21 protein-coding genes are annotated in these 21,278 nt (G+C 67.9%); 7 read left to right on the top strand and 14 right to left on the bottom strand.

The genetic code is table 11. From position 1 onward, the window contains the following. The first annotated feature begins 63 nt into the window (after window positions 1-63). Window positions 64-468, top strand: coding sequence for a response regulator transcription factor (locus ACLARN_RS20115; RefSeq protein ID WP_409492964.1), 405 nt, complete (start codon window positions 64-66; stop codon window positions 466-468). 7 nt (window positions 469-475) lie between these two features. Here ACLARN_RS20115 and ACLARN_RS20110 read toward each other — a convergent pair whose 3' ends face one another. Genes ACLARN_RS20110 through ACLARN_RS20100 form a run of 3 tightly spaced genes read right to left on the bottom strand, consistent with a single transcriptional unit; the run spans window position 476 to window position 6,734 of the window. Next, window positions 476-4,930 carry a HAMP domain-containing protein gene (locus ACLARN_RS20110; protein ID WP_409492963.1) on the bottom strand — a complete coding sequence of 1,485 codons (4,455 nt, stop codon included), beginning with the start codon at window positions 4,928-4,930 and terminating at the stop codon, window positions 476-478. 11 nt (window positions 4,931-4,941) lie between these two features. After that, window positions 4,942-6,021, bottom strand: a complete 1,080-nt coding sequence (locus ACLARN_RS20105; protein ID WP_409492962.1) for a PAS domain S-box protein — start codon at window positions 6,019-6,021, stop codon at window positions 4,942-4,944. Window positions 6,022-6,053: 32 nt separating this feature from the next. Beyond that, a complete protein-coding gene (locus ACLARN_RS20100; protein WP_409492961.1) occupies window positions 6,054-6,734 on the bottom strand; it encodes a response regulator in 681 nt (226 codons plus the stop codon). 294 nt (window positions 6,735-7,028) lie between these two features. Here ACLARN_RS20100 and ACLARN_RS20095 point away from each other — a divergent pair, with 294 nt between their 5' ends. After that, window positions 7,029-7,316: a hypothetical protein gene (locus ACLARN_RS20095; protein ID WP_409492960.1), complete on the top strand. Its 288-nt coding sequence runs from the start codon at window positions 7,029-7,031 to the stop codon at window positions 7,314-7,316. Window positions 7,317-7,331: 15 nt separating this feature from the next. Here ACLARN_RS20095 and pspAB read toward each other — a convergent pair whose 3' ends face one another. The 7 genes from pspAB to ACLARN_RS20060 form a co-directional block, all read right to left on the bottom strand. Next, window positions 7,332-7,901 (bottom strand): PspA-associated protein PspAB, encoded by a 570-nt coding sequence (gene pspAB, locus ACLARN_RS20090; protein WP_409492959.1) that lies wholly within the window; start codon window positions 7,899-7,901, stop codon window positions 7,332-7,334. 115 nt (window positions 7,902-8,016) lie between these two features. Beyond that, complete coding sequence (locus ACLARN_RS20085; RefSeq protein WP_409492958.1) at window positions 8,017-8,736, bottom strand: GAF and ANTAR domain-containing protein; 720 nt, start codon at window positions 8,734-8,736, stop codon at window positions 8,017-8,019. Between the two features lie 55 nt (window positions 8,737-8,791). Further along, complete coding sequence (locus tag ACLARN_RS20080; protein WP_409492957.1) at window positions 8,792-9,649, bottom strand: spermidine synthase; 858 nt, start codon at window positions 9,647-9,649, stop codon at window positions 8,792-8,794. Next, entirely contained in the window at window positions 9,649-10,020 is a 372-nt protein-coding gene (speD, locus tag ACLARN_RS20075; RefSeq protein WP_409492956.1) for an adenosylmethionine decarboxylase, read from the bottom strand. The genes ACLARN_RS20080 and speD overlap by 1 nt, the downstream gene beginning before the upstream one ends. Continuing rightward, complete coding sequence (locus ACLARN_RS20070) at window positions 10,010-11,158, bottom strand: type III PLP-dependent enzyme (RefSeq protein ID WP_409492955.1); 1,149 nt, start codon at window positions 11,156-11,158, stop codon at window positions 10,010-10,012. Before ACLARN_RS20070 ends, speD begins: the two co-directional genes overlap by 11 nt. Window positions 11,159-11,202: 44 nt before the next feature. Continuing rightward, the gene (locus ACLARN_RS20065) at window positions 11,203-11,391 is read right to left on the bottom strand and encodes a hypothetical protein (protein WP_409492954.1); all 189 of its coding nucleotides are present in this window, start codon (window positions 11,389-11,391) and stop codon (window positions 11,203-11,205) included. A 139-nt stretch (window positions 11,392-11,530) separates the two neighbouring features. Continuing rightward, on the bottom strand, window positions 11,531-12,715 hold the full coding sequence (locus ACLARN_RS20060; protein ID WP_409492953.1) for an MFS transporter: 1,185 nt from the start codon (window positions 12,713-12,715) through the stop codon (window positions 11,531-11,533). Between the two features lie 93 nt (window positions 12,716-12,808). Here ACLARN_RS20060 and ACLARN_RS20055 point away from each other — a divergent pair, with 93 nt between their 5' ends. After that, window positions 12,809-13,312 (top strand): Lrp/AsnC family transcriptional regulator, encoded by a 504-nt coding sequence (locus ACLARN_RS20055; protein ID WP_076161627.1) that lies wholly within the window; start codon window positions 12,809-12,811, stop codon window positions 13,310-13,312. A 151-nt stretch (window positions 13,313-13,463) separates the two neighbouring features. Further along, the gene (locus ACLARN_RS20050) at window positions 13,464-15,848 is read left to right on the top strand and encodes an ATP-binding cassette domain-containing protein (RefSeq protein ID WP_409492952.1); all 2,385 of its coding nucleotides are present in this window, start codon (window positions 13,464-13,466) and stop codon (window positions 15,846-15,848) included. Window positions 15,849-15,882: 34 nt separating this feature from the next. On the opposite strand, the gene ligD is transcribed toward ACLARN_RS20050, so the two are convergent. Continuing rightward, entirely contained in the window at window positions 15,883-16,818 is a 936-nt protein-coding gene (gene ligD, locus ACLARN_RS20045; protein ID WP_409492951.1) for a non-homologous end-joining DNA ligase, read from the bottom strand. Window positions 16,819-16,854: 36 nt separating this feature from the next. Between ligD and ACLARN_RS20040 the strand changes: the two genes are divergently transcribed. Further along, entirely contained in the window at window positions 16,855-17,526 is a 672-nt protein-coding gene (locus ACLARN_RS20040; protein ID WP_409492950.1) for a TetR/AcrR family transcriptional regulator, read from the top strand. Window positions 17,527-17,529: 3 nt separating this feature from the next. Here ACLARN_RS20040 and ACLARN_RS20035 read toward each other — a convergent pair whose 3' ends face one another. Both ACLARN_RS20035 and ACLARN_RS20030 read right to left on the bottom strand, forming a co-directional pair. Next, window positions 17,530-17,847, bottom strand: coding sequence for a sporulation protein (locus tag ACLARN_RS20035; RefSeq protein WP_409492949.1), 318 nt, complete (start codon window positions 17,845-17,847; stop codon window positions 17,530-17,532). Then, the gene (locus ACLARN_RS20030) at window positions 17,848-18,396 is read right to left on the bottom strand and encodes a TetR/AcrR family transcriptional regulator (RefSeq protein ID WP_409492948.1); all 549 of its coding nucleotides are present in this window, start codon (window positions 18,394-18,396) and stop codon (window positions 17,848-17,850) included. A 104-nt stretch (window positions 18,397-18,500) separates the two neighbouring features. Here ACLARN_RS20030 and ACLARN_RS20025 point away from each other — a divergent pair, with 104 nt between their 5' ends. Next, window positions 18,501-19,649 (top strand): agmatine/peptidylarginine deiminase, encoded by a 1,149-nt coding sequence (locus tag ACLARN_RS20025; RefSeq protein WP_409492947.1) that lies wholly within the window; start codon window positions 18,501-18,503, stop codon window positions 19,647-19,649. Here the strand turns inward: ACLARN_RS20025 and ACLARN_RS20020 are convergent. Then, window positions 19,637-20,296, bottom strand: coding sequence for a GntR family transcriptional regulator (locus tag ACLARN_RS20020; RefSeq protein ID WP_409492946.1), 660 nt, complete (start codon window positions 20,294-20,296; stop codon window positions 19,637-19,639). The genes ACLARN_RS20025 and ACLARN_RS20020 overlap by 13 nt on opposite strands. A 103-nt stretch (window positions 20,297-20,399) precedes the next feature. Between ACLARN_RS20020 and ACLARN_RS20015 the strand changes: the two genes are divergently transcribed. Next, window positions 20,400-21,200: a carbon-nitrogen hydrolase family protein gene (locus ACLARN_RS20015; RefSeq protein WP_409492945.1), complete on the top strand. Its 801-nt coding sequence runs from the start codon at window positions 20,400-20,402 to the stop codon at window positions 21,198-21,200. The last annotated feature ends 78 nt before the right edge of the window (window positions 21,201-21,278 follow it).

Here is a 21,278-nt window from a genome sequence, read left to right as displayed (position 1 = left end):
AAGTTCGGCGGAGGGCCCGCGACCACCACCGGCGCCGCAGAGACCGCGGGCACGGACTGGGTCATGAACCGAACGCCGCACTCCAGACTTCGGGTGCTCGTCGCGGACGACAACCCGGTCATCGGCGACGCCCTGCGCGCCCTCCTGGAAGCCGAACCGGACATCGAGGTGGTCGCCGTCGCGATGAACGCGGGCGAAGCGGTCGCGCTCGCCGAACTGCTGTCCCCGGAGGTCGCCGTCCTGGACGTCCGGATTCCCGGCGGGGGCGGCGCGTGGATGGCGAGGGAGATCCGGCGTCGGGTGCCGCGGACGCGGCTGATGGCCTTCTCCGCGCACAGCGATACCCAGTCCATCGCCCAGATGGCGTCCGCCGGTGTCACCGAGTACCTCGTCAAAGGCAGTCCCAACACCGAGATCGTCGCGGCCATCCGCCGCCTCTGCCCGAACAGCGCCAACGGGACCGAGTAGCACGGCGTCAGTCCGTGAGCCAGCGTTCCATACAGGCCAGCAGTTCCGCCGCGTCCACGGGTTTGGTGACGTAGTCGCTCGCCCCGGCGGCGAGGCTCTTCTCGCGGTCCCCTTCCATCGCCTTCGCGGTCACCGTGATGATCGGCAGGCCAGCGAACTTCGGCATCTCGCGGATCGCCGCCGTCGTCGCGTGGCCGTCCATCTCCGGCATCATCACGTCCATCAGGATCAGGTCGATACCGTCGTCGGACAGCAGTTCCTCGATACCCTTGCGGCCGTTGGGCGCGTGCACGACCGACAGCCCGTGCAGTTCGAGCATCCCGGAGATCGCGAACACGTTGCGGGCGTCGTCGTCGACCAGGAGGACCTTGCGCCCTTCCAGGCGCCGTGGTGCGGCAGGCGGATCGGCGACCTTCGCCGTCTCCTCCGGGATCACCGGAGGCCCTTCGGGTTGGTGCATCAACGGCAGGATGCCTTCGAGTTCGCTGGCCGAGATGTGCAGCATGATCCGTTCCCGCAGCATGTCCAGCGACGGCAGCAGTTCGACGGGATGCACCCGCGCGTGCCCTTGCAGCAACCGGTCCTGCGCGGCGCTGAGCTTGCGGCTCGCGTGCGCGAGCACCGGGACCTCGACGGGGTCCGGGCCTTCGACGAGGCGTTTGAGGAACGACAGCGCGCTCGTTCCGGGGATACTGGTGTCGAGCACGACGCAGCGGTAGCTGTCGCGCTTCAGTTCCTCGAACGCCTCGGCCGGACTGGCCACCGCCCGCACCTGGACCGAGCCGTGACTGTCCGCGATATCGGCCGCGACACCGCGGGCGAGCAGGGTCAGCAGACTGTTCTGCTCGCTCTCCACGACCAGGACCCGCTGCTCCGCCCCGGTGTTGTCCACAGTGGACTCGTCCGGGCTCGCGAACGCGGTGAACCGGGCCACCGGCAGGTAGAGGGTGAACGTACTGCCCGTCCCCAGCACGCTGTCCGCCCGGATCTCACCACCGAGCAGGTAGGCGACCTCGCGGCTGATCGACAGGCCGAGCCCGGTGCCGCCGTACTTGCGACTGGTGGTTCCGTCGGCCTGCTGGAAAGCGCCGAAGATCGAATCGAGGTTCTCCTCGGCGATCCCGATCCCGGTGTCGATCACACTGAACGCCACCAGCGACTCGTGCCCGATCGAGGACGGCGAAACGATGGTGTCGACCAGTTTCACCCGCAGCTCGACACTGCCGTCTTCGGTGAACTTGACCGCGTTCGACAGCAGGTTCCGCAGTACTTGCCGCAGCCGCTGCTCGTCGGTGAACAACAGTTCCGGTACGTTGGGCTCCACCGTGACCTGGAAGTCGAGCCCCTTCTCCGCGGTCAGCGGGCGGAACGTCGTGCCGACGTAGTCCAGCAGCTGGCGCAGCGGGAACGGCTCGTGATGGATGTCCATCTTGCCCGCCTCGACCTTCGACAGGTCGAGGATGTCGTTGATCAGTTGCAGCAGGTCGGTGCCCGCGGACTGGATCACCTTGGCGAACTCGACCTGTTTGGGCGTCAGGTTCTGGGTCGAGTTCTGCGACAGCACCCCGGCGAGGATCAGCAGGCTGGTCAACGGGGTCCGGAGTTCGTGCGACATGTTGGCCAGGAACTCGGACTTGTACTTCGACGCCAGCGCCAGCTGCTGCGCGCGTTCCTCGATCTCCTGGCGGGCCTGCTCGATTTCGAAGTTCTTCACCTCGATGTCGCGGTTCTGCTGCGCGAGCAGTTCGGCCTTCTCCTCCAGTTCCGCGTTGGACACCTGGAGTTTCGCCTGCTGCGCTTGGAGTTCTTCCGAACGCGCCTGTAGTTCCTCGGCCAGCCGCTGGGATTCCTCCAGCAGGGAGTCGGTCCGCGCGTTGGCGATGATCGTGTTGACGTTGACCCCGATGGTCTCCATCAGCTGTTCGAGGAAATCCTTGCGGACGGCGGTGAATTCGCCGAACGACGCCAGTTCGATGACGCCGAGCACCTGGTCCTCGAAGACGATCGGCAGCACGATCAGGGAGACCGGCGGGGCCGAACCGAGGCTCGACGAGATCTTCACGAAGCCCGGCGGCGTCCGGTCGACCACGATCGGTTTCTTGGTGTGCGCGGCCTGCCCGATCAGTGACTGCCCCATCGCGAACCCCGAGGGCGCTTCCGGGTCCTCGCTGTGCCCGTAGCTGGTGATCAGCCGCAGCCGCGTGCCGTTCTCGCCGGACTCGGTGAGGAAGAACGTCCCGTGCTGCGCGCCGACCAGCGGGGTCAGCTCGTTCATGATGAGCGTGGCCACCATCCGCAGGTCCCGGTGGCCCTGCATCAGACCCGAGATCCGCGCCAGGTTGGTGTTGAGCCAGTCCTGCTCCTCGTTCGCCCGCGTCGTCTCGCGCAGCGACTGGACCATCGCGTTGATGTTGTCCTTCAGTTCCGCGACCTCGCCCTGTGCCTCGACGGAGATCGACCGGGTGAGGTCGCCGGTGGCCACCGCGCTGGTGACCTCGGCGATCGCCCGGACCTGCCGGGTGAGGTTCCCGGCCAGTTCGTTGACGTTCTCCGTCAGCCGTTTCCAGGTGCCCGAAACGCCTTCGACCTCCGCCTGCCCACCGAGCCGTCCCTCACTGCCGACCTCGCGCGCGACGCGGGTGACCTCCGCGGCGAACGCGGACAGCTGGTCGACCATCGTGTTGATGGTGGTCTTGAGTTCCAGGATCTCGCCACGCGCGTCGACGTCGATCTTGCGGGACAGGTCGCCCTGCGCCACCGCGGTGGTCACCTGTGCGATGTTGCGGACCTGCCCGGTGAGGTTGTTCGCCATCGAGTTGACGTTGTCGGTGAGGTCCTTCCAGGTGCCGGCGACGTTCGGCACCCTGGCCTGCCCGCCGAGGATGCCCTCGGTCCCGACCTCGCGCGCCACCCGGGTGACCTCGTCCGCGAAGGCCGACAGCGTGTCGACCATCGTGTTGATCGTCTGCGCGAGGGCGGCGACCTCGCCCTTCGCCTCGACGGTGATCTTCTGGGACAGATCCCCGCGGGCGACCGCGGTCGCGACCTGGGCGATGGAGCGGACCTGGTCGGTCAAGTTGTCGGCCATGACGTTCACCGACTCGGTCAAGCCCTTCCACGTCCCCGACACACCCTTGACGTCCGCCTGACCACCCAACCGACCCTCAGTGCCCACCTCACGCGCCACACGCGTGACCTCATCGGCGAACGACGACAACTGGCCGACCATCGTGTTGATGGTGTCCTTGAGTTCCAGGATCTCGCCGCGCGCGTCGACGCGGATCTTCTGCGACAGGTCGCCCTTCGCCACCGCGGTGGTGACTTCGGCGATGGAACGGACCTGGTCGGTCAAGTTGTCGGCCATGACGTTCACCGACTCCGTCAGACCCTTCCACGTCCCCGACACACCCTTGACGTCCGCCTGACCACCCAACCGACCCTCGGTGCCCACCTCACGCGCCACCCGCGTGACCTCGTCCGCGAAGGACGAGAGCTGATCCACCATCGTGTTGATCGTGTTCTTGAGTTCCAGGATCTCGCCGCGCGCGTCCACAGTGATCTTCTGAGACAAATCGCCCTTCGCTACCGCGGTGGCGACCTGGGCGATCGACCGCACCTGCGCCGTGAGGTTGCCCGCCATGAAGTTCACCGACGTCGTCAGGTCCCGCCAGGTCCCGGCCACCCCGGGAACCTGGGCCTGCCCGCCGAGCGCGCCCTCGGTCCCGACCTCACGCGCGACTCGCGTGACCTCGTCCGCGAACGACGAAAGCTGATCCACCATCGTATTGATCGTGTTCTTCAACTCAAGAATCTCGCCCCGAGCGTCCACAGTGATCTTCTGAGACAAGTCACCTTTCGCCACCGCGGTGGTGACTTCGGCGATGGAACGCACCTGATCGGTGAGGTTGCCCGCCATGAAGTTCACCGACGTCGTCAGGTCCCGCCAAGTCCCCGCCACCCCGGGTACTTCCGCCTGCCCGCCCAGTCGTCCTTCGCTGCCCACCTCACGCGCCACCCGCGTGACCTCGTCCGCGAACGACGACAACTGATCAACCATCGTGTTGATCGTGTTCTTCAGCTCCAGCATCTCGCCTTTGACGTCGACGGTGATCTTCTGGGACAGATCACCCTTCGCCACCGCGGTCGCGACCTCGGCGATGTCGCGGACCTGGCCGGTGAGGTTGCCCGCCATCGCGTTCACCGAATCGGTGAGGTCCTTCCAGGTCCCCGAAACCGAGGGGACCGCCGCCTGGCCGCCGAGTTTGCCGTCGGTCCCCACCTCACGCGCGACCCGGGTGACCTCGGAGGTGAACAGCGCCAGCTGGTCGACCATGCCGTTGAAGACGACCGCCATCTCGTCCATCAGGACGTCGTCCACCTGGGGCAGCCGCGTGCTGAAATCACCGTCACGAACGGCTTTCAGCCCCTCCAGCAGCCGCTGGAGGTTTCCCGGTTCAGGCATCGAAGCGCCTCCTATCTCCACGAAGTCCCGGGAGCGGCGAGCGGAATCCAGAAGACCACCGTCGTGCCTTCACCCGGCCCGCTGGACACCTGGAACCATCCCTGAGCGGCTTCCGCGCGCTCACGCATCGATGCCATTCCGACGTGCTCGCCCGGCGACGCCTCGTGAGAAGCCTCGCCGCGCGTCTTCATCCCGTCGCCGTTGTCGGCGACCTTCGCCAGCAGCCCGCCGTCCTGGCCCCTCAGGGAGACCACGACGGCGGTGGCGTTCGCGTGCTTCCGCACGTTCACCAACGCCTCCTGGAGGATCCGGAAGACGGTGACGACGAGCTCGGGTGGTGGTTTGGCGGCGAAATCGTGCCGCAGCGTGCACTCCAGCCCCCAACCACCGACGACCTCGTCGAGGTAGTCGCGCACGGACGCGATCAGATCTTCGTCGTTCAGCGCGGGTGGGCGTAATTGAGCGACCAGGATCCGCAGCCGCCGGATCGCCCCTTGGATCGCTTCGTCGAGTTGCATCAACGCGGAATCACGCCGCTGGGCGGCGAGCATCTGCAAACGCATGCTCACCGCGATCATGGACTGAATGGAATCGTCGTGAACATCCCACGCGATACGGCGACGTTCGGTTTCCTGTGCCCGGACCAAATGTGCGAACGCCTGCCGGTGCCCGCTTCTTTCTTCCTGTGTTTTCCTGCGCTCGGTGAGATCACGGGTGACCTTGCCGAAACCGACGAGCCCGCCCTGATCGTCCCGCAAGGCGGTGAGCACGGTGTTGGCCCAGAACCGTTCACCGCCATTCCGGACCCGCCAGCCCTCGTCCTCGTGGCTCCCGACCTCCGCGGCGGTCAGCAGTTCCGCGGTGGGTTTCCCGTCGGCGACGTCGTGCTCGGTGTAGAAAACGGAGAAATGACGGCCGAGGATCTCCTCCTCGGAATACCCCTTGATCCGTTCCGCTCCCGGATTCCAGCTGATCACTCTGCCGTCGACGTCCAACATGTAAATGGCGTAGTCGACGACGCTGTGCACGAACAACTCGAAGAGCACAGCACTGCGATGATCGGGCGCCTGTTCCGATGGCAGCTTGGCCATAGTGCAGCTTGGCACTCGGATACGTCCCGGCGCTACGGCCGTTCGAGGAGGCCATTCTTGCGCGCGTGCGCCACGGCTTCGAGTTTGGAATGGGTTCCGGTCTTCACCAGTATCCGCTGCACGTGATTCCGGACGGTGTTCCGCGCGAGCCGCAACTCGTCGGCGATCCGGTCCGTTCCCGCACCCTCGGCGATCAAGCCGAGCACCTGCCGCTCCCGCAGGGTCAGCATCGGCCCGAGCGCACCGGCGCTCCCGGACAGCATGGCCAGCGCGCCGCTGAGCAGTTCCGGGTCGATGATCACGTCACCCGCCGCGACCGTGCGGATCGCCGTGACCAGCTCGTCGAGGAGACCCGATTTCAGCAGCAGCCCCGCTCCCCCGACTTCGAGGATCCTGGCGGCGATGGCGCTGTTCGCGTCGCCGGTCAGCACGAGCACGCGGATCGACGGCGAGATCGCGCGGAATCTCGCGATCGCCTCGATCCCGTCGCCGTCCGGCAGCCGCCGGTCGAGCAGGACGATGTCGGGCAGGTGCTCTTCCGCCGCGATCATCCCGTGCGTGAGGGATTCCACCGACGCCACCAGACGGATCTCCGGGAATTCTTCGAAGGCCGCGCCGAGCGCCTCGGCCACCATCTTGTGGTCTTCGACGAGCAGCACTCGGATCGGGGTCGCGGCCGGGGGCATGGGCTGCGGGGACGTCGGGTTCGGCATGCACCTTCTCCGTCGATCGTGGTCTCGCCGGGACCCATTGTCCGGCAGAATCCCGGAAGTCAATCCTGCCCACGGACGTATTCACCCTCGTGCCGGTCGGGGCATTATCCCACCGTCTCCGGCCGTCACGCCGCTTCGACGCCAACCCGTGACACGGCGTACCCGTCCGGCGACTTAGTGGGGTCTTTGTGCCCTCGATGGCACTACCTTCGGCGGTGACCGGGACGGCCCGCGATAGCTCATCGTCGAAGGTGGCGAACCGCCGGACCGTCGCACGGGAAAGGTGACCGGGACGTGACCACGAGGATCTGCGAGACCCGCCGCCGTCCCGGCACACACGCCGGCTCCTTCCGGACTCTGGTCTCCGCCGAACTCGAGAGGTTGCCGAGAGTCGCGGCGAAACCCGAGACGCACGCCTCTCTGCTCGACGACGTCTTGACCGCTATCCGGCGGCTCGACGGCGAGGATCGCGCCACGAACGGCGCCGCGCGGCCCCGGCGCCGGTACCACTTCCCGCGATGGAACTCGCGGGACCGGCGCGTCCAGCGGCTGCGCGGCTGGCTCAGCGGCGCGCCCGGCTGACCGGGCCTTCGCCTGTCACACCGGGCGCCACCGGCCGATGTCGGCTTCCATCGGCACAATCCGCGTCAGCGACGAGCGGATCTTCAGTTCCGTCGCCCGGTCCCGGCCGCGGGTCCCGCGCGGGACATAGGGGTAGAAGGTGCCACGGTCCCGGCGGTAGACCATGGTCAGCCTCGGATGACGCATGTCCCGCGACTCGGCGAAGTCGACCGTCGTGTGCAGCAGCCAAGACGCGAAGCCCGCCTGCGCCAGCCGGTCGTTGACGTCGACGAGGTCGTCGAGCAGCCAGCCCAGATCCCCGTTCTCCCGCCAGCAGCGCACGATCGTCCGCCCGTGCGAGTCGTGGGTGACCACGTTGCGGCGGACGGAGTCCCCGGCGATACCGGCGATGATCTCCGCCTCCGTCCCCTCTCCCGGACGGCCGACGGCGACGAAGCAGACCGTCCCCGCTCCGGTCGGCGCGAGCCCGTAACCGGACCGCAGCGTCAAAGCCGCCGACCTCAACTCCAGCAACGGAAGCAGACTCGGGCGTACCGAGCGGTTCCTCCCCAACAGGCTTCCCAGCAGCGCCATGACCTCACGCATCCCTTCTTCTGCGTGAAGCCTTGCCGATTACGCGGTCGCGCCCTAGGGCCGCACGGTCGCGCGTTCACCGGGACAAGTCCCCGGTTCAGGTGACCAACGGCCCTAACGGCGATCGTCAGTGGATACGCGGCCGAAGGAGTTTCTCGCTGTCCAGCGAGCCGTCGACGACGCCGTGCGCGACGTCCGCCAACTTCCGGTTCGAGCTGCGCGCGAAGGCTCGCAGGCGCTGAAAGGCCGTGCTGACACCGACTCCGGCCCGCTCGGCGAGCACGCCTTTCGCCTGTTCGATGATGATCCGGCTGTCGAGCGCGGTCTGCAACTGCCCCGAAAGCGTCCGGTAGTGGCGCAAGTCCCGATTCTGGACGAGGCAATGGGCCGCGACGTCGGCCAGCGCCTGCCCCAGCCTTCGGTCTTCGCCGCTCAAAACAGTGGTTTCGGCACTCAGGAACGTGATCGCACCGATGGTTTCCTCCATCGCGCGCAACGGAAGCGCGGAAACCGCGACATAGCCCAGTCCTGCCATCCTGGCGGCGTAGCCTGGCCAGCGGGCCGCTTCGGCGGGAAGATCGTCGACGACGACCTCGCTCCCGGTTTCGAACGACTCGAGCGCGGGACCTTCCTCGGCCGCCGTCGGATATCGCTCGAGGTTCGGTCCCGGCAGAAAGACCTCCAGGGAATCGATCGGCAGCAGCCGTACGCATTCGCTGGACAGCGTGTCCACGACCCGATCCGGCCCGAGATCCTCCGTGACACTCGCGGTCAGACTCGCGAACGCCGCACAGACCGCGGATTCCCTGTTCAGCCCGGTCGTGATCGCCGCGCGCCAGATATTCACCCATGCGATTCTGGCCCGCCCCCGCGACACCCGGCAACGTCCAGATGGAGGATTATCACCGCCGTAGGGAAATCGGCGGCACGGTGTTCGCCCGCAGCGCGTCCTCGTCCATAGTGGACTCCCCGAATCCCGCCTTGCCGATCTTCTCCGCGACGAAGGTGCCCGGATCGTCGAGTACATCGATCCGGCCGCTCAGGAAAGCCCATTCGTGCTCGTCCGAACCGTAGTAGAGAGCGGTTCCGAACGATTCGGTGAACCGGTGCCACGACGAGATCAGGGTCTGGTTGCGCCACAGTGTCGGGCAGCCACCCTGACAGCCGACCACTCCCCCCGCGGTGAGCAGTGCCGCGCACCGGGCCAGGAAATCGTTGCCGTACAAACGGTTGTGCTGCGCCTCCGGATCGTCGTTCTCGTCCGGCAGGTCAATCACGATTACGTCGTAGGAGTCCCCGCGCTCCCGCGCTTCGGCGAGGAACTCCCAGCCATCGCGATAGTGGACGCGGACCTTTCCTTCCCCGCGCTCGGCACGGGCCAGATCGTCGAGCGTGTAGCCGTACGGAAGGTGTTCGGCGCAGGCTTGCACCGCTTCAGCGTCGATGTCGACGTGGTCGACCACCTCGGCCCCCGCGGCGACCGCGAGTTCGGACGCGACCCCTTCACTGGAGCCGATGATCAGCACCCGCTCGACGCGTTCGGCGAGCAGCAGCGAGGGGATCATCAGCGCCTCGTGGTAAACGAGCTGGCTCAGCTCGGTGCTCTGCCGTTCGTCGTCGCAGAACAGGGAGATCCCCTGCGCCGTCCGTCCGATGAGCACGTTCTGGTACGCGGTGCGGCCCTCGAACAGGACCTCCTCGACGTCCCAGTTCCTGGTGAGCCCCGCGCCCATCGGCTCGACGATCACTCGTCGCGTCATCAGCCTTCTCCTCGTTCCACAGTGGACATCCGGACGGTGCCGGCGCCCAGCAACTTCGCCAGCAGTTCGACCGCGCGCTCCGGATCCGCCCGGTCCCCGCAGGTGAACACGTCCACGAACACCGAGCCGATCTCCGGATAGGTGTGCACGGACGCGTGCGATTCGGCCAGCAGCGCGAGCACGGTGACACCTTGCGGGGCGAAGGAATGCGACACGACCTCGCAGACCGTCGCCCCCGCCTCGGTCACCGCGTTCGCGAGGGTCTTCTTCAGGAATTCGGCGTCGTCGAGCAGCGACGGCTCGATCCCCTCGAACTCCGCGAGTACGTGACGGCCGGCGAACCGGCCTACGAGTGGTTCTTCAGCCGTCATCGGCGAACCTCCCCACACAATAGGTACGCAACGGTTCGATTCCGTTGAAAGCGATGGACGAATAGCTGGCGGTGTAGGCACCGGTGCCCGGAATGTCCAGCCGGTCGCCCGCTGTCAACGACATCGGCAACGCGCACGGCGTCCGCTGGTAGAGCACGTCGTCACCATCGCAGGTCGGCCCCGCGAGGACCACCGGTCCTTCCGGACCCTTAACGCCGACGGGCTCGAGCCGATACGCGACGGCCTCGTTCTCGCACTCCGCCATTCCGTTGTACCTGCCGACGTCGAGATAGACCCAGCGGCGTTCGTCGGCGGCGGCACGGGTGGTCACCAGGACGACTTCCGTCCGGATGAGCCCGGCGTCGGCGACGATCACACGGCCCGGCTCGAGCATCAGCTCCGGGCCGGGTCCCGGCAGGTGCCGTTCGAGGGCGGCGTGGATCACCGCCGCATAGGCGGCCAGGGAGGGCACGGCTTCCCGGTGCTCGGTGGCGAACCCGCCGCCGATGTTGAGCCGCGCCAAGCCGACACCGGCTTCGGCGGCGACCTTGGCCGCGGTCGCGATCCCGATCTCCCACGCCGCCGGGTCCGGTTGCTGTGAGCCGACGTGGAACGCGATTCCCGGCCGCAGCCCGGCATCCGCGGCCTGGCGGAGCAGGGTGGCGGCCACCGCCGGTGCACAGCCGAACTTGTGGCCGAACGGCGTGACCGAGTCCGGGCCGCCGGTCAGCAACCGGACGGAGACCAGCGAACCGGGCGCGTGCTCGGCCAGATTCGCCAGATCCCCGGCGGAATCCGTAGTGAATTCACGGACTCCGCGCGCATACGCGAACGCGATGTCCGCCGGCTTCTTGATCGTGTTGCCGTAGGCCAGCTCCGCCGCTCGCGCGCCACGCGACAGGCACAGTTCGATCTCGCCCGTGCTAGCGACATCGAATCCCGCCCCCGCCGACAGCACCGCGTCGAGCACCCCGGGAGCGGGATTCGCCTTGACCGCGTACCGGATCAGCGCGTCCGGGAACGCCGCCGAGACCGCGGCCGCACGCTCCGCGACCAGGTCGGTGTCCACGACCAGGCACGGTGTCGGCGGCTCGCGATCCGCCAGGAAGGCGCGGATCCGGTTCAGGCTTTCGGTCACGCGCCCCAGGGTGTCAAAGGCCGATCACCGGCGCGGAACCCGGGTCACGCCCGGGCGTCGCCCGAGGTCTGCTCAGGCAGCTCCACCCCGTGTTCGGCGGCCAGTCGCTCCAGGTTGGCCAGATCGGCGCCGACGGCCGAGGCGCGATCCTCGTCCGAGTCCCGCCTGGCGATCCGGACGTCTTCCCTCGCTTGCCGTACCCGGTCCCGCAGATTCACCGCGAACTCGCTCATCGTGCACCCCCGATCTCCCGCACCTTGTCTGCTTTCACCCTAGGACCCTCCGATTCGGTGACCGACGTGATCTGTGTCATCACGGGCTCGTCCTTGGTCGAAGTGAAGCATTATGACGGCATCGCCGGGGTTTCGCAGATCAGCGGAGCCCGGCTTTTTCACCGGGGGCCGCCACGCCGATCCGGCGGCCGATCACCGCGAGCGGGACGAGGGCGCACAGGCCGCCCGCGATGGCGACCAGAACGTATCCACCCAGGCCGAACAACTGCCCGGCGAGCAGGCTCGCCGCCGCGGAGGTCCCCCATACGAAGGCGTCGACCGTGCCCTGCGCCCTCCCTCGTTGCTCCGCCGGGAGGTCACGGCTGAGCATGCTGCTGCCGCCGACGAACACCAGATTCCAGCCGTAGCCCAGCAGGAACATCGCGACCGGGATTCCCACTTGATGCGAATCGGGCGCGCCGATCGTGGTGACGGCGGCGACGGTGAGCGTGCCGATCCCGCCGAAGATCGCCGCGCGGCCGCCCCAGCGGTCGGCGATCCAGCCGGACAACGGTGCCAGCGCGAACATCCCGATCAGATGCGCGCTCAGTACCCAGCCGACGACGTCGAGTCCCTGACCGTGCTGGTGCAGCTGGACCGGGGTCATCGTCATCACCGCGACCATGGCCAGCTGCGCGCCGACCATCGCCACGAGCGGCCCCAGGATCAGCGGGTTCCGCACGGACATCCGTTCCCGCCTCGGCACTCCCTCCGCCGGGGCGGCGAGGCCGCGCGGAAGGGTGGCGACAGCGACCACCGCGATGGCGACGACGATCGCCCCCGCCGCGATCGGACCGGACAGCGCGGGCAGCTCGGCGGCTTCCGCCCGCGCCGCGGCGGGCGCGATGAGGGCGGGGCCCGCGATCGCGCCCACGGTGCCCGCCCAGACCATTGTGGACAGTGCGAATCCTTTGCGGTGCTCGGGTGCCAGGTCGGCCGCCGTGTACCGCGAGAGCTGTGCCCCGCTGTTGCCGAAACCGATCAAGGGCATCCCCGCCACCAGCGCGAGCACGGACCCGCCGAGCACGCCCGCGAACGAGATCAGCGCGCCCGCCACCGCGGCGCCGTACATCAGCACCAGCACGAGCCGCCTGCCGAGCCGCGCGGCCAGCACCCCCGCCGACAGCGAGCCTGCGGCGGAGCCGAGTACCAGCACGGCGTTCGGCAGTCCGCTCCACGCGGCACCGGCGTGCTCGACCACGATCAGCGCCGCCGTGGTGGACAGGCCGACGACAGCGGTACTGACACTGGCGACGCCCGTGAAGAGCGCGATCATCGGTTTCATGATTCAAATCTAGGGATTCCGGACGTCCCGGCGAATAGTCTTGCGAAGGCCTCGTGGGGGTGCGAGGCACATCATGAAAGGAATCCGGGCGCGATGACCTTACGATCGGAAAGACCGCTGGACGACCTCGACTGGCGGCTCGTCGAGACACTCCAGGGCGACGGACGGCTCTCGTTCAAGGAACTGGGCCGCCGCGTCAACCTCTCCGCCCCGGCGGTCGCCGAACGGGTCCGGCGGCTGGAGGAGGCGGGTGTCATCACCGGCTACCGCGCACAGGTCGACGCGCGCCGCGCCGGGTACGACCTTCAGGCGTTCGTCGAAATGCGGTGCTCTCTGGGCAGCTGCCTGCTGCGCACCAGCAAGTCGGAGGACTACCCCGAGGTCGTCGAGCTGCACCGGCTCAGCGGCGACCGCTGCACGATGCTGAAGGTGCGGGCCGTGTCGCTCGAACATCTCGAGGGCCTCTTCGAACGGCTGGGCAAACACGGCGAGATCAGGTCGTCGGTGGTGCTGTCGACCCAGTTCGAGGGCAGGCCGGTCGGCCCGCCGGTCGAGGACTACCTGAAGGCGACCAAGAGCGAGGGCTGGAGCATGTGAAGCGGGTCAGGAATCGAGAAGCGCCGGCGGGCGCGGCTCACCTAGCGTGATCACCGCACGTTCGAAGAGGGCGAACGGTTCGAAACTGGTTAGATCGAGCCCGGAGTGGCTGACGGACCGTACACGCGGCCCACATCAGGATGGAGAAACGATGCGCAAGACCACCAGGCCGCAGCCGCCCGAGGAACACCCCGCCGACAGCCACGACCTGATCCGCGTGCTGGGCGCCCGCGAGAACAACCTCAAGGACGTGGCCGTCGAGCTGCCGAAGCGACGGCTGACGGTGTTCACCGGCGTCTCCGGCTCGGGCAAGAGCTCCCTGGTCTTCGACACGATCGCGGCCGAGTCGCAGCGGCTGATCAACGAGACCTACAGCACCTTCGTGCAGGGCTTCATGCCGACGCTGGCGCGGCCCGAGGTCGACGTGCTCGACGGCCTGACCACCGCGATCATCGTCGACCAGCAGCGGATGGGCGCCGACCCGCGGTCCACCGTCGGCACCGCCACCGACGCCAGCGCGATGCTGCGCATCCTCTTCAGCCGGATCGGGAAGCCGCACATCGGCTCGCCGCAGGCCTTCTCCTTCAACGTCGCCTCGATCTCCGGCGCGGGCGCCGTCACCGTCGACAAGGGCGGGCGGACCACGAAGGAACGCCGCGAGTTCAGCATCACCGGCGGGATGTGCGCCCGCTGCGAAGGCCGGGGCAAGGTCAACGACATCGACCTCACCGCCCTGTACGACGACACGAAGTCCCTCAACGAGGGCGCGCTGTCGGTCCCCGGGTTCTCCATGGAGGGCTGGTTCGGCCGCATCCTCCGCGGCTGTGGCTTCTTCGACCCGGACAAGCCGATCAAGAAGTACACCAAGCGGCAGATGGACGACCTGCTCTACAAGGAGCCGGTCAAGCTCAAGATCGACGGCATCAACCTGACCTACTCGGGGCTGATCCCCACGATCCAGAAGTCGTTCCTGTCCAAGGACCGCGAGGCGATGCAGCCGCATATCCGCGCGTTCGTGGACCGGGCGGTCACCTTCACCACCTGCCCCGAATGCGACGGCACCCGGCTCAGCGAGCTCGCGCGGTCTTCGAAGATCAAGCGGATCAACATCGCCGACGCGTGCTCGATGCAGATCAGCGACCTCGCCGACTGGGTCCGCGGGCTCAAGGAGCCGTCGGTGGCGCCGCTGCTGGAGAAGCTCCAGCACACGCTCGACTCCTTCGTGGACATCGGTCTCGGCTACCTCTCGCTCGACCGGCCGTCCGGCACGCTCTCGGGTGGTGAGGCGCAGCGGACGAAGATGATCCGGCACCTCGGCTCTTCGCTCACCGACGTCACGTACGTCTTCGACGAGCCCACCATCGGCCTGCACCCGCACGACATCCAGCGGATGAACAACCTGCTCCAGCAGCTGCGCGACAAGGGCAACACGGTGCTGGTCGTCGAGCACAAGCCGGAGGCGATCGCCATCGCCGACCACGTCGTCGACCTCGGCCCCGGCGCGGGCACGGAGGGCGGGACGATCTGCTTCGAGGGCACCGTCGAAGGTCTGCGCGCCAGCGACACCAGCACCGGCAGGCACCTCGACGACCGGGCGTCGCTCAAGGACAGCGTCCGCAAGCCCACCGGCAAACTGGAGATCCGCGGCGCGGACCGGCACAACCTCCGGAAGGTCGATGTCGACGTCCCGCTCGGCGTCCTCTGTGTCGTCACCGGTGTCGCGGGTTCCGGCAAGAGTTCGCTGATCCACGGATCGATCCCCGCCGCCGAGGGCGTGGTTTCGGTCGATCAGACCCCCATCCGAGGCTCGCGGCGGAGCAACCCGGCCACCTACACCGGCCTGCTCGAACCGATCCGCAAGGCGTTCGCCAAGGCCAACGGCGTGAAGCCGGCACTGTTCAGCGCCAACTCCGAGGGTGCCTGCCCGAACTGCAACGGCGCGGGTGTCATCTACACCGACCTCGGCATCATGGCGGGGACCGCGACCACCTGCGAGGAGTGCGAGGGCAGGCGGTTCCAGGCTTCGGTGCTGGAGTACACCTTCGGCGGCAAGAACATCAGCGAGGCCCTCGCGATGCCGGTGTCCGAGGCCGAGGTGTTCTTCTCCGAAGGCGAGGGACGCATCCCCGCGGCGGCCGCGATCCTCGGCAGGCTCAAGGACGTCGGGCTCGGCTACCTCAGCCTCGGCCAGCCGCTCACCACACTTTCCGGCGGTGAACGGCAGCGGCTGAAGCTCGCGACGCACATGGGCGACAAGGGCGGCGTCTACGTCCTCGACGAGCCGACCACCGGTCTGCACCTCGCCGACGTCGAAAACCTGCTCGGCCTGCTGGACCGGCTCGTCGACGCCGGCAAGTCCGTGATCGTGATCGAGCACCACCAAGCCGTCATGGCGCACGCCGACTGGATCATCGACCTCGGCCCCGGCGCCGGCCACGACGGCGGCAAGATCGTCTTCGAGGGCACGCCGTCAGACCTCGTCGCGACCGCTTCGACGCTCACCGGCGAGCACCTGAAGGCCTACATCGGCAAGTGACGGTTCGCAATTAGTCCTCTAGTTGCGAATAGGGCTAACCCTCGGTTTCGAGGCCGTCGCGGTCCGCCCAGTCGAGCAGGGTGTCGAGCGAGTACGCCGTGTCGTCGATGCCCGCGTGCAGGTCGCCGAGTTCGGCGAAGCGCGCGGGCACGGTGGCGATGGTGTGATCACGCGGCTCGACGTCGTCGATCTCGTCCCAGGTGATCGGGGTCGAGACGACGGCTTCGGGAACGCCGCGAACCGAGTAGGCGCTCGCGATGGTGTGATCACGGGCGTTCTGGTTGTAGTCGACGAACAGTTTCGAGGGATCGCGGTCCTTGCGCCACCAGGTGGTGGTGACCTCGTCGGGCATCCGGCGTTCGACCTCGCGCGCGAAGGCGAGCGCCGCCCGGCGTACCTCCTGGAAACCCCACCGGGGTTCGATCCGGACGTAGACGTGCAGGCCGTGGCCGCCGGACGTCTTCGGCCAGCCGGTGATGCCGAGTTCGTCGAGGATCTCGCGGACAGTGTGGGCGACCTTCCGCACGGTGGCGAACGGGCAGTCGGGCATCGGGTCGAGATCGATCCGCCACTCGTCGGGGCGTTCGGTGTCGGCGCGGCGGGAGTTCCAGGGGTGGAACTCGACGGTCGACATCTGCACCGCCCAGATCACGTCCGCCGGATGCGTGACGCACAGTTCGTAGGCGTGCCTGCCGGACGGGAAGTCGACGCGGACGGTCTGCAACCAGTCCGGGGCACCGTTCGGGACGCGCTTCTGGTGGACCTTCTCCCCCGAGACACCGGATGGGAACCGGTGCAGCATGCACGGCCGCTCCCGCAGCGCCCGCACGATACCGTCGCCGACCGCCAGGTAGTACCGGACGAGATCGAGCTTCGTCTCACCCCGCGCCGGGAAGTAGACACGATCCGGGTTCGAGACGCGCACCGTCCGGTCGCCGACCTCGATCTCCACCGCCGAGCTTTTCGCCATGCGAGGAAACTAACCCGAACCTGCCAGGATGGCGGCATGGCATCACGGACCCGCGCGGAGGCACTGTCCCGCGAACGCATCGTCGAGGCCGCCATCGAGCTGCTCGACGCGGACGGCGAAAGCGGGCTGACCTTCAAGACGCTGACCGAACGCCTCGCCACCGGCTCCGGGGCGATCTACTGGCATGTGCCGAACAAGGGCGCACTGCTCGCCGCCGCGACCTCGTCCGTCATCGCCGGGGCGCTGACCGTCGAGGACACGGGCTCACCCCGGGACGAGATCCGCGCCATCGCGCTCGGCCTGTTCGAGGCGATCGACCGGCATCCGTGGCTTTCCACGCAACTGGCCGTTCAGCTTTCCCGCAGCCCTTGGGGCTCGGCCACACCGCGGATCTTCGAGAGCATCGGCCGCCGGGTCAGCGCGCTGGGCGTGCCGGAAACCACCTGGTTCACGGCGACCTCGGCGCTGACGCACTACATCTTCGGCGCCGCCGGCCAGAACGCCGCGAACGCCCGTGTCCTCGACGGCGGGGTGAACCGCGCCGAGTTCCTCCACGCCGCGGCGAACGCGTGGGAAGAACTCGATTCCGGCGAGTTCCCGTTCATGAAGTCCATCGCCGGCCAGGTACGCGAGCACGACGACCGGGAGCAGTTCCTCACCGGGGTCGATCTCATCCTCACCGGCATCACCGCACAGGCACCGTGCTGAGCGTCAGCCCCTCCGACGCCGGGCCTTGTGGATCGTCGCGACCATGATGGCGAACACCGCCCCGAGGAAGGTCACGTCCACCGCCGGTACCCAGCGCACGTCGCCGCCCTTGAGCACGTACGCGCCGACCGGACGCGCGGCGAGCATGAAGCCGCCGCCCTCGCCCTCCTTGCCCTGTTCGGTGCCGTGCCCGCCGCCCCCGCCGCCGATGACGCTCGCGGCCGGGATCACCACGACACCGTCCTTCTCGACAGGCTCGCCGTAGACGCGCCGGACGGTGAGGTTGTCCCGCATGACGCCGACGATCTTTTCGAGTCCCATTCAGGTCCCCACCCTGTCCAGTTCCAGCGTGATCGCGCCGCGCAGGAGCGTCCGCGCCCTGTCCAGGTCCATCGAACCAGAAAGCCACCGCTCACTGAGTCCTTCGACCAGGCTCGTGAGCCGTTCCGCGGCGTCCTCGGCCTCGACCCCGGCGCCGTGGACGCGCCGGATCACCTCGGCGACCTCGCTCACCCACGTCCGGGTCGACTCCGCCAGCGGTTCGCGCAGCTCGGGGGTGAAGACTGCGCTGGCACGTAGTTCGCCCCAGGCGGTGCTGTTCTCCCGCACCACCTGGGTGTCCTGGAATTCCCCGAACAGCAGGAGTTCCAGCTCGGCGCGGGGTTCGCTGGCCCCGGCCGCGGCCTCTTCGGTGTACGCCGCGGCGCGATCGCTGACGAACTCCAGCGTCTTCCGGAGCAGCCCGGCGCGGTTGGTGAAGTGGTAGTAGATCAGCGACGTGGAGATCCCGGCCTCGGCCGCGATCTTCTCGACCCGCAGGCCCCGCACGCCGCTGCGCGCGATCACCCGCACGGCCGCTTCCAAGATCATCTGCTGACGCTCGAACACAGCTGTTCACCCTAGCGGTCGCATCCTGACTGAATTTTCAGTCAGGATGGTAACGTGTCGGCACCAGCTCAGCCGAGGAGTGCTCTGTGTTCCATTCGTTCCTTCCCCGCCGCACGGTTCTGCGTGCCCTGACGGCGATCGGCGCCGCCTCCGTCGGAAGCTCGGCGTGTTCGGGGAGTCCGGCCGCGACGGAGACCGGTTCATTGGAGCCCGCGGTAGCCGGGGCACGCAGGCTGGGCGCCGAATGGGAAAGCCACGCGCGCACCTATATGTCCTGGCCCGCCTCGACGTCGATCTGGGAAGAGGACCTGCCCGCCGTCCGCGAAGAGATCGCCGGACTGGCCCGGGCAATCGCCGGCTACGAACCGGTGGTGCTCCTCGCCAGGCCCGAGCACGCCGACGCGGCTCAGCGGGCGTGCGGCGACACCGTCGAGGTCGTCCCGATCCCGGTCGACGACCTGTGGGCCCGCGACACCGTCCCGGTGTTCATCGAGGAGGCGGGCAGGGTCGCGGGCGTCGACTTCAACTTCAACGGCTGGGGTGGCAAGCAAAAGCCGCACGACAAGGACAACGCCGTCGCGCGGTCGGTACTCGGCAAGTACGGGCTGGCCCGCACCGAAACCTGGATCACCGCCGAGGGTGGTTCGTTCGAGACCGACGGCGCCGGAACGCTGATGGTCACCGAAAGCTCGCTGGTCAACGACAACCGCAACAAGGGCAAGAGCCGCCAGGAGATCGAAGCCGAACTGAAGAAGGTGCTCGGCGTCCAGAAGGTCCTCTGGTTCGCCGGCGTCCGCGGCGAGGACATCACCGACGCCCACGTCGACTGCCTTGCCCGCTTCACCGCTCCCGGAGTGGTGCTGCTGGACAAGGCCGCGCCCGGCACCCCGCCCGACTCGTGGTCACGGGCGGCGGATCAGGCCAGGCAAGTGCTCGCCGGAGCCACCGACGCCCGCGGCAAGGCCATCCAGGTGATCGACCTCCTCCAGCCGGACCCGGACAAGGTCGAGGGCTACGGCGAGGACAGCGTGATCTCGTACGCCAACTTCTACGTCGCGAACCAGTCGGTCTTCGTGCCGAAGTTCGGCGACGCCACGGCAGACGAACGTGCACAGCGGATCCTGCGCGAGCAGTTCCCCGGCCGCGAGATCGTGCCGGTGAAGATCTCGACCATCGCTTCGGGCGGCGGCGGGATCCACTGTTCGACCCACGACCAGCCGGGTCAGCCTTCCTGAGGCAGCAACGACATCACTTCGGACACCGGGCGCAAATGCTGCTCCAGCAACCGTGACGCCTCTTTCGCGTCGTGGTCGTTCAAGGCGGCGACCAGTTCCCGGTGTTCGTCGTTGATCACCGTCAGCCGCTCGGGCCGTGCCTCCAGCGCGCGGACCGTGACGCGTTGCTGCCGGGAACGGAGCGTGTCGTACAACTCGGTCAGGACGGTGTTGCCCGCCGCGTTCACGATGGCGCGATGGAACCGGCGGTCGAACCCCGAAACGGCGAACCAGTCGCGTTCGGCACCCGAGCGCACCATCCCTTCGATGAGTTCCGACAGTTCGGCGGGAGCACCGGCCCGGTTCGCGCACAGCGTCGCGATGGCGTGGCCTTCGATCAGCCGCCTGCTCTGGTAGACCTCTTCCAGCTCCCGGGAGGTGACCGTGCGTACCTGGGCGCCCTTGCGTGGCAACAGACTGATGAACCGTTCGGCGGCGAGGCGGTGGAACGCCTCCCGCACCGGCGTCCTCGACACGCCGACGACGCCGGAAACCCACATTTCGTCGAGGAAGCGGCCGCCTTCCAGCTCACCCGAGATGATTCCGTCGCGCAGCCACGTGTAGACCCGTTCGCGCGCCGGGCCGCCCCCTTCGGCGGTCACAGTCATCTCGCTCCCCCTCTATGCCGTTACTTTCCGCGACTGAGCCTACACCTGGACCAGTCAAGTATCCATCATGTATACAAGAGTTCCACTTATTGGAAGGGGTCCCATGGTGCACGTCGCGGTGGCGCAGTTCGCGCCCGGCAACGACAAACAGGCCAACCTCGCCCGCGTCGCCGCCCTCGTCGGCGAAGCGGCCGACCGCGGGGCACGGGTGGTCGTGCTGCCCGAGTACTCGCTGTTCACCGTACCCACGATGAGCCGGGAATTCGTGACCTCGGCGGAAGAACTCGACGGCCCGTTCGTCACCGAACTGCGCGGACTCGCCAAGGAACGGCAGCTCACCGTCGTCGCGGGCATCAACGAGGCGCTCCCCGGCGGCGAGCGGATCTCCAACACCCTCGTCGCGGCCGGTCCCGACGGGGCGATCGCCGCGCTCTACCGCAAGCTGCACCTGTACGACGCCTTCGGTTTCCGCGAGTCGGAGCTGGTCCGGCCCGGTGACATCGAAGCCCCGGAGACGTTCGAGGTCGACGGGATCGTCTTCGGCCTCCAGACCTGTTACGACCTGCGGTTCCCGGAGGTCACTCGCCGCCTGGTCGACGCGGGCGCGGACGCGGTGCTGCTGCCGGCCGAATGGATGCCCGGCCCGCTCAAGGAGGATCATTGGACCACACTGGTCCGGGCGCGGGCGATCGAGAACACGATCTATCTCGTCGCGGCCGGACAGGCGGCCCCGACTGGGTCGGGGCACAGCATGATCGTCGACCCGATGGGCGTCGTGCTCGCGTCGGTCGGCGAACGCACAGGGACCGCCGCCGCCGAACTTTCGGCCGAGCGTCTCTCCGAGGTGCGCGCCAAGAACCCGGCACTGGAACTGCGCCGGTTCGCCGTCGCCCCGAAGTCCTGAGTATCTTCTGACCCGGAGGTCCGTTCGTGAAGACACGCCCTCGGGCGTGGTGACGCGGCTTCCGTTCGCCTGGGTGCC

This window comes from Amycolatopsis sp. cmx-11-12, assembly GCF_046269425.1.
Taxonomy (GTDB): domain Bacteria; phylum Actinomycetota; class Actinomycetes; order Mycobacteriales; family Pseudonocardiaceae; genus Amycolatopsis.
Note: the sequence above shows the minus strand (reverse complement) of the source record. Positions and strands in the feature narration are given on the sequence as shown.

What these genes read in the sequence shown, in the direction of transcription:
- ACLARN_RS20055 (WP_076161627.1), top strand. Translation starts at nt 12,809, where the DNA reads ATGACCTTACGATCGGAAAGACCGCTGGACGACCTCGACTGGCGGCTC.
- ACLARN_RS20110 (WP_409492963.1), bottom strand. Translation starts at nt 4,930, where the DNA reads ATGCCTGAACCGGGAAACCTCCAGCGGCTGCTGGAGGGGCTGAAAGCC.
- pspAB (WP_409492959.1), bottom strand. Translation starts at nt 7,901, where the DNA reads ATGCGTGAGGTCATGGCGCTGCTGGGAAGCCTGTTGGGGAGGAACCGC.
- ACLARN_RS20115 (WP_409492964.1), top strand. Translation starts at nt 64, where the DNA reads ATGAACCGAACGCCGCACTCCAGACTTCGGGTGCTCGTCGCGGACGAC.
- ACLARN_RS20065 (WP_409492954.1), bottom strand. Translation starts at nt 11,391, where the DNA reads ATGAGCGAGTTCGCGGTGAATCTGCGGGACCGGGTACGGCAAGCGAGG.
- ACLARN_RS20020 (WP_409492946.1), bottom strand. Translation starts at nt 20,296, where the DNA reads ATGACTGTGACCGCCGAAGGGGGCGGCCCGGCGCGCGAACGGGTCTAC.
- ACLARN_RS20100 (WP_409492961.1), bottom strand. Translation starts at nt 6,734, where the DNA reads ATGCCGAACCCGACGTCCCCGCAGCCCATGCCCCCGGCCGCGACCCCG.
- ligD (WP_409492951.1), bottom strand. Translation starts at nt 16,818, where the DNA reads ATGGCGAAAAGCTCGGCGGTGGAGATCGAGGTCGGCGACCGGACGGTG.
- speD (WP_409492956.1), bottom strand. Translation starts at nt 10,020, where the DNA reads ATGACGGCTGAAGAACCACTCGTAGGCCGGTTCGCCGGCCGTCACGTA.
- ACLARN_RS20050 (WP_409492952.1), top strand. Translation starts at nt 13,464, where the DNA reads ATGCGCAAGACCACCAGGCCGCAGCCGCCCGAGGAACACCCCGCCGAC.
- ACLARN_RS20060 (WP_409492953.1), bottom strand. Translation starts at nt 12,715, where the DNA reads ATGAAACCGATGATCGCGCTCTTCACGGGCGTCGCCAGTGTCAGTACC.
- ACLARN_RS20080 (WP_409492957.1), bottom strand. Translation starts at nt 9,649, where the DNA reads ATGACGCGACGAGTGATCGTCGAGCCGATGGGCGCGGGGCTCACCAGG.
- ACLARN_RS20035 (WP_409492949.1), bottom strand. Translation starts at nt 17,847, where the DNA reads ATGGGACTCGAAAAGATCGTCGGCGTCATGCGGGACAACCTCACCGTC.
- ACLARN_RS20030 (WP_409492948.1), bottom strand. Translation starts at nt 18,396, where the DNA reads ATGATCTTGGAAGCGGCCGTGCGGGTGATCGCGCGCAGCGGCGTGCGG.
- ACLARN_RS20105 (WP_409492962.1), bottom strand. Translation starts at nt 6,021, where the DNA reads ATGGCCAAGCTGCCATCGGAACAGGCGCCCGATCATCGCAGTGCTGTG.
- ACLARN_RS20040 (WP_409492950.1), top strand. Translation starts at nt 16,855, where the DNA reads ATGGCATCACGGACCCGCGCGGAGGCACTGTCCCGCGAACGCATCGTC.
- ACLARN_RS20015 (WP_409492945.1), top strand. Translation starts at nt 20,400, where the DNA reads ATGGTGCACGTCGCGGTGGCGCAGTTCGCGCCCGGCAACGACAAACAG.